This is a genomic window from Alphaproteobacteria bacterium (genome assembly GCA_002869105.1).
Classification (GTDB): domain Bacteria; phylum Pseudomonadota; class Alphaproteobacteria; order UBA7879; family UBA7879; genus UBA7879.
This window is the reverse complement of sequence record PKTP01000003.1, coordinates 125,150-138,007: the sequence shown is the minus strand read 5'-3', so window position 1 is coordinate 138,007 and position 12,858 is coordinate 125,150. Positions and strand designations below refer to the sequence as shown.

The following is a 12,858-nucleotide window of genomic DNA, read 5'->3' as shown; positions in this document are numbered from 1 at the left end:
AGATTGATTTTTGTGACCCTCTAAACCAAATGACCTCTTTAATTTCCCTATTTAAGCAACACTGCCGATCAAGTCTTATTTGCAGCTAAGCATTATTTTCCATAATATATATTATGGAAATAAAACGTGTAAGCGCAAAATAGTAATATCGTGTTTGTGTTGACCTTATAATATATGACTGCATCTTTTTCATAACTGGGCTACAGTAACCATATGTCTCATTCACTTCTCATACTATTCTGGGATCAATTAATTGATCCTAAGGTTCTCGCAGAACAATGCACTGCGTCACATATTTATATGATAAGCCATGTTGGTGTTGCCCGACACCGCAAGAGAATCACAAGCAAAAGCTTGCTTTTCTCTGGTCAGCACAAGCAGCTTACATCAATGAATTAGAGCAATTTAACTTTCAAGTTAGATACCAGCCCTTGGAAAGTTCATTAAAAGAAAAATGCTGGACTGATGAGCTGATAAAAAACCTTAAAGAAAAAAAAGTGACAGAGGTTTTTTATTTTGAGCCTGCTGAATGGCATATCAAAAATACGCTAAAGAAAACACTGAAATCAGAAAATGTTAAAACTTCTTGTCTTGCTGATCCAAAATTCATCTGTAATGAAAAAGATTTTAAAAGTTGGGCTCAGAACCAAAAGTCACTGCTGATGGAGAATTTTTATCGAAAAATCAGAGAATCAAATAATATCTTGATGGATGATAGCAATCCCGTTGGTGGAAAATGGAATCATGATCATGATAATCGAAAACCATTACCCCGAAATTATAAGGTTGCCCCTCATTTAAGGTTTCAACCCTCAGAAAAAACGAAAGAAGTCATTGAATTTGTTGATAAAAATTTCCCAGATCATATAGGAAATACAACCGAATTTTCATGGGGTGTAACACGCGCACAAGCCCACGCGCATCTTAAAGCTTTTATCAAAGATCATCTTTCCTGCTTTGGTAATTATCAAGATGCCATGAGTGCGAAAGATCCCGTTATTCATCACAGTCTGATATCACAATATATCAATATAGGTCTGCTCAATCCCTTAGAGGTTTGCCATGAAGCTGAGAAAGCCTATAAGAAAGGCGCTGTTCCGCTAAACAGCACCGAGGGATTTATTCGTCAAATTTTAGGATGGCGTGAATATATGCGAGGCGTTTACTGGTTGAAAATGCCCGAGTATGATCAAAGTAATTTTTTTAACCACAAAAGGAAGCTCCCTTCGTTTTATTGGACTGCTGATACAGATTTAAATTGTTTGAAAAGCTCTATTCAAAACACCATTGACCATGCTTATGCTCATCACATACAACGCCTTATGATCACTGCAAATTTTGCAACATTGGCCGGCCTCGACCCCGCAGAAGTCAATGAGTGGTATTATGTTGTCTATATCGATGCGTTTGAATGGGTGCAACTTCCGAATACCCATGGCATGGGTCTATTTGCAGATGGAGGTGTTTTATCAACAAAACCCTATGTTTCAAGTGGCGCTTATATTAACCGAATGTCTGACTATTGCGCGAACTGTAAGTATGACGTTAAAAAACGCACAGGTAAGGATGCCTGCCCTTTCAATTTTCTTTACTGGCACTTTATGGATAAAAACCAATCAAAGCTAAAAAAGAACCCCCGCATGCGTTTGGCATACATGGGGCTTGGCAAAATAAAGTCAGAAATGAATGCTATCAATGAACAAGCTGATCAATTTTTTAAGTCCGATCTTTTTAAAAAGTGATAAAAACCCCCTATTTTCAAGACCTGTAATAATGATAAATCGATTGAGCCAGAGATTTGCTAATACCTGAAACTCGCTCAAGGTCTTCAATGCCAGCTCTTTTTATGGCTTCATGGCTACCAAAATAGATCATAAGCGATTTTTTTCTCTTCGCGCCTATGCCCGGCAAGTCCATTAAGCTGGACTGGGTCATCTTCTTTGCCCGTCCTTTACGATGTGTGCCAATAGCATATCGATGTGCTTCATCGCGTAATCTTTGGATGAAGTAAGTAACAGGAGAATTTTTCTCAACAAGTTTGCTGGTTCCATCTGTAAAAACCAACGTCTCTTTTCCTGCATTTCGCTCTTCTCCTTTGGCAACACCAACACAAACAGTCTCTAAATTGTAGCTGTTCAATACTTTGAGAGCGGTGTTGAGTTGCCCTCTCCCCCCATCAACTAAAACCAAATCAGGCATATCCTTTTGAGAAGCATTTCGGAACCTTCTCTGGAATACCTCTGTCATCATGCCGTAGTCGTCACCTACTGTGCCGCTTTCAGATTTAATTTTAAATTGACGATAGCTCTTTTTATCAAAGCCATTAGGGCCTGAAGCCACCATGGTGCCATAAGCATTACTTCCTTGAAGATGGCTATTATCATAAATTTCGATTCGATTTGGTACGGTTGGCAAAGCAAAAAAATCTCCAACTTGCTGCAAAAGTTTTTTGTTCGAAAGCTGTTCTAAATGATGTCTCTCAAGGGCTTTTTTAGCATTTAGAATCGCTTGGTCCATCAAGTTTTTTGCAGCACCCTTTTGTGGAACCTTTAATTGAACTTTCTTTTCTGCAATTGAGTTCAAAGCTTTTTGCAAAAGATCCATTTCTGATGTTTTGATCGAAACATAAACATTTTCCGGGACCGGCTTTGATTGATAAAATTGGGCTATAAATGTTCCAAGAATCTCTTCTGTGCTTTGGTCTTTGTCATGTTTTGGAAAATAAGATCTATTGCCATAAGATGTACCATGGCGGTAGAAAAAAACTTGGATACAACATTGGTCATGCTCTCGATAAATCGCAAAAATATCAGTGATCATCATAGAAGGCCCAAGTTCCTGGGTCTGTTGTTGAACCTGATTTAAAGAGCGAATGTGATTTCGGTAAATAGCAGCTTGTTCATAGTTTTGCGCTTCGCTTGCTTGAATCATATCTTTTTCAAGAGATTTTTGAATATGACGCGTTTTCCCTTTAAGGAAATCCATAGCATAGTGTACATTTTTTTTATATTCTTCTTGGCTAATGTAATTGACGCACGGGGCTGAACATCTTTTTATATGGTATTGAAGGCAAGGTCGGCTTCTGTTCTTAAACGTATGGTCAGAGCAGGTTCGGAGTTTGAACAGTCTGGTAAGTGTTTCCGTTGTTTGATAAATGGCTGTATTTGATGCAAAAGGGCCAAAGTAAACATCCTTAGAATGAGCTATTGGCTTTCCTCTGAATTTGATTAATTGGGGGGCGGCTTCATGATCACGCATTAAAATATAGGGAAAAGATTTATCATCTCGGAGCAAGATATTAAATCGAGGCTTAAGCTTCTTGATAAGCTGCGCCTCAAGCAATAGTGCTTCTTCCTCACTTTTCGTGATAATAAATTCCATGTCTACGGTGAGTGCAACCATGCGTTGGAGACGAATAGGAAGTCCAGAAATTTGAGTGTAGCTTAGGATCCGATTGCGAATGTTTCTCGCCTTGCCCACATAAAGAACTTCTTTATCGGCTGAGAGCATTCTATAAACACCAGGATCATCTGAGACAGTTTTCGCCTTAGCTCTGATAATCTGTATGCCGTTTTCAAGTGAAGATTTTGACATAACCGCTCCGCAGGACTTAATCAATAATTGAGATTAAGTATACTCCCTCTGCAAAGTTTTTAGAACTTTTTGATGATTTTTTCCACAATGGGCGTATAAGGGTGGCCGGTAATGATGATATCCAAAGAATTGCCGAAATCTGGATCATATCCAGCAGTTATGTATTTTGCATCGCCATAAGACATATACGTTCTGTACATAACAGGAACTTGCGCGCCCCCTTCTCCTTCAATACCTCTAATGGTGTTTTGCAGGGCAAGTATACTACTTTCAGAATTGTTAATTTCATCAGCGTTTAAATTTAAAGGATGTTTTGCTTTAAAAAACTTTGCTCTGCTTTCGTCATAAGCATTCTTTCTCATAAAGGCTGCCATCTTACGAATGGACTCATCTTTAAAGTCAGAGCTTAAGGTTACCATCCCGAAGTAGAAGTCTAGCCGATGTGTGGTGGCAAATTTATGTAAGCTTTTCCATAAAAGAGGCATCAAATATTGTTTTTCTGAAGCTCCTTGATCAAGGATGAAGCGCCCCATTTCAGCAGAGTTTTGATTTTTTTCGAAAAACGTAGCGTCAATATCATAAAGCGAGGAAGTATAAAATTGATCATACCCAACATTTCTAATTTCCCGGGTAAGACCCATACGATAATATCCCAGAATCTTTTTCTTTTCGTCATCAAACAGGTAGATATGGCGATAAATGGGGTCGTATTGATCGATATCAAACGTTGCCTCAGTATAACTGCCGAAGGCCTGTGTTCTGAGTTGGCAGATTTCTTTTTTTAAATCTGGTTCTATATCATCCCATTTTTGATCAAAAATTTTAATCTGTTGGTAGACATCTAACAGGCCTTTATTAAACTCTTGAGAAATGGTAGGAGAATTCATTATAATAACCGAAAAAAATATGTCCTTTAAAATCGTAAAATTTGATCAAGTGTTCCAAAAATTTGATCAAGTGTTCCAAAACCTAGGGATCAAATTACCTCGTGGGCTGAAAAACAAAATTTGTAAGTTTCTCTATTTATATCAAGCCGATAACCTTGTCTATGAAGCAAAACAACAATCGTTAAAAATTGCTGAAATCTCTGGCTATGCACTTAAGCATATCAACATTACTTATGAATTTGATTCAGGTCAACTTCAACCTTATGTTGGTCAAAAAAATCTAGTTGTCTGCAATCATGCGACTGGTTTCCTAGAAGTGTTCATGTTAATTGATATCCTTTATAAAGCAGGGTTTAATTTTAAATTCTTAGCAAATGACTTCATCAAAATCATTCCAGAGATTGAGCAACTCGTGATACCCATTGATGTCTATTCGGAAGATCCTCATAAGCGCATCCAAGCTGTGCGAACAATTATGGGAACTTTAAATCACAACATCACACTAGCCGCATTCCCATCTGGTGAAGTTGCGCGTTTTAAATGGAAGAAGATGAAAGTGGCAGAACATCCCTGGAGCAAGAATTTGCTCGATATGGCCAGACGATCTGGGGCAAATATTATTCACCTAGAGCTGAAGGCCTCTAACTCATTTTTATTTTATTTTTGCGCCTTATTAAACCCTCTACTTCCAACATTTTTATTGTTCAGAGAATATTTCAATAAGAAAAACCATAAGTACAAAGTGATTCTTAAAAATATTGAGCACGCTAAAAAATAGAAAAAGTCGCTCTCAATCTTCTAGTTGCATAAGAATAGCAAATCAGCTAGCTTGCTGGTGTTAATTATTGCTGAAAATTATGCCCAAAAAAACGTTTTCGTCTCCCCTTAAAAGAGCTATTTACTCTGGTCGTCGAAATCGTTACGTGCCCCATTTGCAATTTTTCTCAAAAGCTTTTCAGGGCATTTTGTATAATCAAATTTGGGAAGATCCTGAAATTGATTTAGCGGCATTAAAACTTGAAGAAAATTCAAAGGTTCTTGCGATAAGCTCAGGGGGCTGTAACGGGCTTAATTATTTGACAAAATGTCCTGAAAAAGTGTCCTTAGTAGATATTCAGCAAGATCATCTGCACATCGCTAGAATTCGCGCCGTTGCTGCGCGCGCTGCCCCGACATATCAGCATTTGTTTGATTTTATGGCCGTTGGCAAAGGTGTGCAAAATATACTGTTTTATCAACACCATATAGCCCCTCACTTGTCTGAGGAAGAAAAGCATTATTGGCAAAGTCCAATGCAACAGCTTTGTAAGCGATACAAACATAGAATTGATATCTTTGAAAAAGGTTTTTATCCAGCAAGTAAAGCAGCTTTGGTGGCGCGTATAATTTTTCCACTCTTAGGAATTAAACGGTCTCGTGTGCGTGAGTTTCTTAAATTTTCAGACACAAAAGAACAAACTATCTATTTTGATGTCATTATTCTTCCAAAAATTTTGAAACGTTGGCGCCATTTGCTTTTTAAACTTCCTGCTTTATGTGCATTTCTGGGCGTGCATCCAAATCAAATCAAAATATTACAAGATGAAACAAATCTAAGTTTAAAAGATTTATTTATCGAGCGCGTCAGGCAAACGCTTACAGATACACCTTGCTATCGAAATTATTTTGCCTGGCAGATTTTGCTTGCTCAGTATAACTTAGATTGCCAAGAGGCCCTCCCCTTATACCTTCAAGAGAAGAACTTTGATCTCATCAAGCAACAGCTTAATCATCAAAAATTAGACCACTCTTATGGATCAATTGTGAAAAAAGTCGCTGATAGCCACCCTGGTGATTATAACCGTTTTGTTCTTCTGGATGCTCAAGAATGGATGAGTAAAGAGGATATCACCGCATTATGGCAAGATATAATTAGTGTTGGCGGCCCTGGCGCGCGGATCATATTTAGAACGGGGACCCTTAAATCTTATTTAGCAGATCAATTACCAGTCCATTTGATGGAAAAACTGTATTACCATGAAGAGCAGTCCCGTACTCTTTTCAAAAAAGACCGTTTGAAAGTTTATGGTGGCTTTCATTGTTATGAAGTTCGAGGATAAAAACATGTCATCAAGACAAAAAAACCTGATGAATAGCATCTATAAATTCCAATCCCCCTTTTATAACTTAACGCGTAAATTTTATCTTCTTGGCAGGGATTTTTTACTTAAACAAATTGCAAAAGATCATCCACGTTCCATTTTAGAAGTTGGTTGTGGAACTGGCAGAAATCTTTTTAAGTTGAACAAGTTTATGCACGAAGCCACTCCTGTACCTCTATTGGTAGGATGTGACATATGCGACTCCTTACTTTATCAAGCTGAAGTGCGTAAAAGATTTTCGGACACGCATTTACATTTCATTTGTGAGGCAGCTGAGAATTTTGATGCTGAAAAAAATTATTTCCCAAAATTTGAAGCTGCATTTTGCTCATACAGTCTTTCGATGATCCCTGATACTGAAGGAGCTCTTAAGGCTATTTGGAATAATCTGGCAAATAATGGTTCTTTATATATTATTGATTTTCATGACTTTAAAGGTTTGCCACTCATGATTCGTAAGCTTCATGATCACTGGTTGAATTTTTTTCATGTTTCCTATCGTGAGCAAACCTTTGAAAAACTAGAAAAATCAAATCTTTTCCAGATTGAGGAAGATGTTACTTTGTATGGCGCATATGCGCGCTTTTTGAAATTGAAGAAGCTTCCTGAAGCTGACGTTCAAGAAAAATAATATATTTATCAATGTGGCTCTGAGCTTTGGCTTGGTTTATCCGTTGATATGTTTCTGAAAGATTTTTCCATAGGCGCACGTTGTCTGGCTCTCTTTTGAGGGCCTCAATGATTTTCTTTTGTTGAGAGACCTTTCTAAAGTAAACCTCGGATGTGGGGCTGTTGAGAGCGTGAAAAGGAAAGTCCGGCAATCCAGGTTGACCAAAAATCATATAGATCGCGATGCTTATCACCCCCCCAATGCCTATAAAAGCCCCCCAATGCCTATAAAAGACAGAGAAATCATGGTTTTTTGATATCCATGTGCCCGCCATAAAACCAATAATAAAAGAAGAAAACATATAATAATAAGGATCATTTTTTTCGCAAAATATAGGTGAGCATCACTATCAAAAAAAGAAGCGGCAAAGCCCAAAAAAAGATAGAAGATAGCGTCACCTGGGGATTAACCATGATCTCTTCTCCATATTGTTTGCGAAAACTTTCTAATATGGCACCTGGCTTCTCCCCTGCCAGCAGTTTTTCTTTAATAACCTCTCGCAGTTTTAAGGATGAAGGTGAGGAAGACGCATCGATGGTTTGGCCTTTACAAGATAAGCATTTAACTTTTTTCCCAATTTCAATGACTGTTTGTTGAAAGTCACGCATTTTGAACCTTTCTAAGAGATTCTTTAAATTTTTTTTGACCTTTTTTTCTAAAAGACCCATCAAATTTTGAGTCAACTTCTCCCCTGCTATTAATAATGAAAAGAGAGGGGATTGACTTAACATGCCACTTAGGAGAAAGGCTCAGAGAGACATCTCTGAAAACGCCCTGCGCAACCTGTTTTTGTTTGTCTGTTAAAGGTGCCCGATCATGATAAAGCACAATCCAAATGGGGAGGTTGACCCCCTTTAAATCTGCAAGGATTTCGTGACAATGGGGACACCAAGACGCAATAAAAAGAACAATGCAAGGGCCTTTGATCTTTTTTGTAGGATGTTTTAAATAGTCAGCTTTTGATGGCGCAAGAGTTTGAAGAAGGTCGCCTTCAGGCACAAATTGTGCTTTTCTATTGCTGAGCTGTTGAAGGGCTGATGCCATAACGGTAAGCGTCAAGGCTGCCACAACTATAAGAGTAAGTTTATTTTTTCTCATAGACCCTGTCTTCCTCCCTTTTGATTATCACGCCAACAATGCAGCCAATAAAAATGAAAACCCCGCCAAGCCACACAAGTAGGAGCAAAGGGCTTTTTTTTTACTCTGATTTGCCACGATCCATCATCGTTGGGTTCACCTAAAGTTATATTATATAAAATCAATCTACTAAAAACCATTGCCGAAATAGGAAAAAAAGCATCATTTTGATAAAAATAGCGTCTCTCTGGAAGGACTATTGCATGGTTGCCTGAGAGAGCCGCTTTTAATTTGATTGAAGCGACAGTTGAAAGGGAGTTCAGCTCTGGATTTTTATATAGTTCTTCAATTGTATATTGATCTCCGTGAATGAATAAAGGCTTGCTTGGCACAGCATCTGCATAACTTTCCTGTTCAAGGCTGTAAGCACCCGTCAATCCTATGATAAAGATTCCCAATCCAAAATGGCTCAAAAATTGACTCAAGCGGGTATTCTTTGATTTACCATTTTTTGAGAGCCCTAAGATAACGGATGTGAGAGCAATGCCAACCCCTAAGAACAGCATCACAACCGTCAAGACAAGCTCTATAAGGGATAGTGATTTGAAGACCTTTCCACAAATTAAGCCTAACAAAAGACAAAAGGATAAAAAGATAATCAAGAGAACAACAGCTCTTTTCTTGACCAGTTTTTTTTGAGTCAGAGAAAAGTGATAAAATAGCAGCAGAATGACCCAAAAGAAAAAAACCGGTAGCAATAAGGTGCTGAAGTATCTTGGGCCTAATTAAAAATTTTCACCCCCCATCATCTTAAATATAACCGGTCCTAAAACGCCTAGTAACACAACCAAGAGCGCGTAACAAACATGTAATATGAAGGTTCATCACCCTTTCATTTGATCTGTTGAAGGGGAGTTGAAGGTCCACAATCCTTTTTTAATGGTGCTTCTTAAACCAAATATTAGAAGAATCAAAAACACACACGCTAAATAAATCGTTCCAATACCATCGATCGCAAAGCTATGAACAGAGGTTAATAATCCCGAACGGACAATTAAGGTTGAAAGGACAGAAAATAATAAAGCCAAGACATTCAAAATAGCAGCAAACGATCGGGGATGTTTCACATTTTTTTGAGCCCCTTGCGCATGGATACTCATCAATAAAATCAGCCATGGGAAAAGTGAAACCGCTTCAACTGGGGCCCAATACCACCACCCTCCCCATCCAAGAACATAGTAAGCCCAAAAACTACCAAGGCTGATACCGAGTGTTAAAAAAGCAAAGGAGATTAAGGTCCATCGTCGTACAACACCCTTATAATGGCTACCGTTAAAGGGCTGCGTCACGGCTAAAGAATACAACAATGTAAAAAAAAAGTGACCGCTAAAAAGCACGGGTGGATGATACGTTAAACCTGGATCCTGCAATAGAGGATTCAATCCATTTCCCTCCATTGGAAAAGGCAAAGAGCGTTCAAAAGGATTTGCTACAATTAAAATATAAGACCCAATCAGAAGCAAGATTAAGCTCTGAACTCCTTGTATGATGGCCATTTGTCTGCCTGGAATTTGTTTTTCAATGATAAGAAATAAGAAGCTTACAAAAGAAATCCCAACAAACCAAAAGAAAGCCGATCCTTGATGCTGGCCCCAAACACTTGCCAACTTATAGGTGGGGCTCATCAAGCTATGTGTATTGTTGGCAACAACACTCACTGAAAAGTCTGAAGTCACATGAGCCCATATCAAACAAAAAAAAGAAAGAATCTCAAACCCAAATTGAGCATAAACAAGCCAACGATAATGAACTTTAAAGGAAGTTGAGGGCATCAGAGTGAGCGCCTGATTTATACAAACAATAAGTGCAGATATAAAACTATAAAGGCCAAGTTCTATCATGCATGCTCCGGCGGCGTGTAATTTTCGTCGTGCTTTGCCAAAATTTTTGTGGCTTTTAACAGATTATTTTGGGCAATCCACTGGCCAATGACGACAACGCTCTTCCCTTCTCTGAAGAGGGATGGAATGAAGCCTGTATATTCCACATTAACTTTTTGAACTTGATCGGTTACAACAAACAAAAGTTTGTCGTTTTTATCCCTTCTTACAGACCCCTTTTGAACAAGGCCGCCTAAACGAACCGTTTGAAGGTTATTGCTTCGATGCTTAGAATGCAGATCACTTGGCGAAAGGAAGTACATCATATTATCTCTAAAAGCGGCTAAAATCATGAAGATCCCGGCTGAAATAGCCATTAAAAAAAGTGTATAAATGAGAGCTCTTTTGACCCAGATTTTCATGAGATTAATCTAGCAAATTAAAGGGAGTTGCGGTAGCCTCATTAAAATATAATCACTGGTGGCAGAATGATGCGTTTTCTTTTTTTATTTGTAGCTTTCCTTCAAATTTCTTTTTTTGATGCTCATAGCCGGTGGGCAACCCGAGAAGATGTTGGCGTCGCTGTTAATTTTTTTCAACGTGATATTAATATAAAAAAAGATGGAACGTATCAGGAACGTTTTCATATAAAGATGACTATTTTAAATGAGAGTGGCCGTGATCAGCTTGCTCTTTATCCAATCTTTTATAATGGATCTTCTGAGAAAGTAAAAATCTTAAAAGCACAGACAAATGACAAAGGCACATCTTACAAGGTGAGTGAGAACAACATTGTTGATAAAGCGATCGCCAGTTCTGAGTTAGGTTTTGATGAACTTCGCAAGGTGTCCATAGCCTTCCCAAAACTTGGGGTAAATGCGCAAATTGAGCTGATCTTTGAAAGACAGGTTCTAGAGCCCTCTTTATCAAATTTTGCTTCTTTTTCACTCTCGTTTGGAGAGATCGGCATTTGGGAACACTGCGTGGTGAATATTAAAACAGAAATGCCCTTATACGTTGATATCAATGACCCCCATCATATATTAGAGACTTCTTACGTTAACCCAGAACAATCGATGAAGGGTTTCTCTATTCATCTAAAGAATAAAGATTTTACCAGTTTGAAAGTCAATGAGCCTCAGGGCTCTCTTACAAACCCTAAAAAATTAACCTGGGTTGATGTGTCATCAGAGAAAATCTGGAATCGGTTTAGCGGTAAACTGTTGCCGGGTTATCAGTCAGTTATGAATCAAAAACACCCGCCGATTCTTGAAGCTATTTGGAAAAAAGCTTCAGAAGTAAAAGGAGACGTTGAACAAATTAATATGATCACGTCTGAGATCATTCGTCTTTTTCACTATCTAGGCGACTGGCGCACAGTCAAGAATCAAATTTTTCCAAGAGATCTAAAGACAATCGTTGAAACACAAACTGGGGACTGTAAGGATTTTTCTGTCATGCTGGCCTCTATTGCTCAAAAGTTGGGATACGAGACAAGTTTTGTTTTGGTCTATAGGGGATTTAATAATATACTGGTTCCAGAGGTCTTCCCTCTCCTCCAATCTTTTAATCACGTATTTGTCAGGCTCAAAAGTCAAACGGGTAAGACGTATTGGGTTGATCCAACAAATGCAGTGAGCATGGCACAAGGTATTTTTCCTGATGTGGCCGATCGGCCTGTGTTGATTATTGGGGGAAATGATGCACAGAAGTATCAGAAAAGCCCGGCGGTAAACCCAGAAAAAAACGGCGTAGCAATTGAGCATACAATTCGTTTTGACTCTTCTCCAGCACAACACATAATCGATTATGAGGCAACAGGACATGATGCTGCGCTTATAACCGGACTTAGCTTATATATGTCAGAGAAATCCCTTGAAGAATATTTATTTGATTACATAACAGCAGAGCCTTTAAAAGATGAAGATGCCGCCAAAATGATTTTACCAAATCTCAATTCCCGTGATGTGAAAACTGTTAAAATCAAAATAACTATGAAAAAGAAGCAATATTTTAAAAAAACAAACCTAGGTCCTGGTATTCCACTAGGATATCAAAGCCTTGAAAAAATATTGTTTAATTCGGAACAACAAGTTAACGATATGTCACTTGGGATTCCAAAAACTCTTTTTAGAAAAACACGGCTTAAGAATACGTCAATACCTGGTGGAGAGGCATTTAATATATCAGTTGACACGCCATACATAAGAATAAATCGCGAAATGGTGAGAGAAAATAAAGATAGTCTTATTATTGATAAACTGACCATTAAAAAACCTTATTTGCCGGCCGAGGCTCTTAATTCTGAGGATATAAAAAGATTTCGTGAGCTGGTAAAAGAAAATATTTTAGAATCTATATATATTATGCCCAATCTTGACTACGCAAAAATCAGTTAAATTTTTGAAGCTGTAGCGCCTCTTTGAAATTGGGTCTTGTTAATACACAAGCTACACCCAGGTATCCTCACCCTTACTCCTGCACCCGGGCAAAGGAGTAATTGTTTTCTTGAAGAATATCTGGGGCCGTGCTAGATAACTAGCTGCGCCTCGTCCTCGATTGCTTTTGCATGCGCTCCAAAAATAACTTTCTTTGAAATCTTCTAAAAT

At 38.2% G+C, this 12,858-nt stretch carries 12 protein-coding genes; 5 read left to right on the top strand and 7 right to left on the bottom strand.

The annotated features are described in order from the left end of the window. Window positions 1–278 precede the first annotated feature (278 nt). Window positions 279–1,742 (top strand): cryptochrome/photolyase family protein, encoded by a 1,464-nt coding sequence (locus tag C0582_01555; protein ID PLX30221.1) that lies wholly within the window; start codon window positions 279–281, stop codon window positions 1,740–1,742. Between the two features lie 16 nt (window positions 1,743–1,758). Here the strand turns inward: C0582_01555 and C0582_01550 are convergent, their stop codons facing one another. Together C0582_01550 and C0582_01545 are read right to left on the bottom strand one after the other, a co-directional pair. After that, window positions 1,759–3,594, bottom strand: coding sequence for an excinuclease ABC subunit C (locus tag C0582_01550; GenBank protein ID PLX30220.1), 1,836 nt, complete (start codon window positions 3,592–3,594; stop codon window positions 1,759–1,761). A 59-nt stretch (window positions 3,595–3,653) separates the two neighbouring features. Next, the gene (locus tag C0582_01545; GenBank protein ID PLX30219.1) at window positions 3,654–4,481 is read right to left on the bottom strand and encodes a hypothetical protein; all 828 of its coding nucleotides are present in this window, start codon (window positions 4,479–4,481) and stop codon (window positions 3,654–3,656) included. 19 nt (window positions 4,482–4,500) lie between these two features. On the opposite strand from C0582_01545, the gene C0582_01540 reads away from it, so the two are divergent. From C0582_01540 to C0582_01530, 3 genes are all read left to right on the top strand, one after another. Beyond that, entirely contained in the window at window positions 4,501–5,259 is a 759-nt protein-coding gene (locus tag C0582_01540) for a hypothetical protein (GenBank protein ID PLX30218.1), read from the top strand. A 67-nt stretch (window positions 5,260–5,326) separates the two neighbouring features. After that, window positions 5,327–6,580, top strand: a complete 1,254-nt coding sequence (locus C0582_01535) for a hypothetical protein (GenBank protein ID PLX30217.1) — start codon at window positions 5,327–5,329, stop codon at window positions 6,578–6,580. Further along, the gene (locus tag C0582_01530; GenBank protein ID PLX30216.1) at window positions 6,546–7,253 is read left to right on the top strand and encodes an SAM-dependent methyltransferase; all 708 of its coding nucleotides are present in this window, start codon (window positions 6,546–6,548) and stop codon (window positions 7,251–7,253) included. The genes C0582_01535 and C0582_01530 overlap by 35 nt, the downstream gene beginning before the upstream one ends. Here the strand turns inward: C0582_01530 and C0582_01525 are convergent. The 5 genes from C0582_01525 to C0582_01505 form a co-directional block, all read right to left on the bottom strand. Beyond that, window positions 7,180–7,593, bottom strand: coding sequence for a hypothetical protein (locus tag C0582_01525; protein ID PLX30215.1), 414 nt, complete (start codon window positions 7,591–7,593; stop codon window positions 7,180–7,182). The two genes, C0582_01530 and C0582_01525, sit on opposite strands and share 74 nt — an antisense overlap. 13 nt (window positions 7,594–7,606) lie before the next feature. Further along, window positions 7,607–8,023, bottom strand: coding sequence for a hypothetical protein (locus tag C0582_01520; protein ID PLX30214.1), 417 nt, complete (start codon window positions 8,021–8,023; stop codon window positions 7,607–7,609). A 363-nt stretch (window positions 8,024–8,386) separates the two neighbouring features. Further along, complete coding sequence (locus tag C0582_01515) at window positions 8,387–9,127, bottom strand: hypothetical protein (GenBank protein PLX30213.1); 741 nt, start codon at window positions 9,125–9,127, stop codon at window positions 8,387–8,389. A 126-nt stretch (window positions 9,128–9,253) separates the two neighbouring features. Then, window positions 9,254–10,270, bottom strand: a complete 1,017-nt coding sequence (locus C0582_01510; GenBank protein ID PLX30212.1) for a hypothetical protein — start codon at window positions 10,268–10,270, stop codon at window positions 9,254–9,256. After that, complete coding sequence (locus C0582_01505) at window positions 10,267–10,671, bottom strand: cytochrome c maturation protein CcmE (protein ID PLX30211.1); 405 nt, start codon at window positions 10,669–10,671, stop codon at window positions 10,267–10,269. The genes C0582_01510 and C0582_01505 overlap by 4 nt, the downstream gene beginning before the upstream one ends. A gap of 66 nt (window positions 10,672–10,737) precedes the next feature. On the opposite strand from C0582_01505, the gene C0582_01500 reads away from it, so the two are divergent. Beyond that, window positions 10,738–12,648 carry a hypothetical protein gene (locus C0582_01500; protein ID PLX30210.1) on the top strand — a complete coding sequence of 637 codons (1,911 nt, stop codon included), beginning with the start codon at window positions 10,738–10,740 and terminating at the stop codon, window positions 12,646–12,648. Window positions 12,649–12,858: the final 210 nt, after the last annotated feature.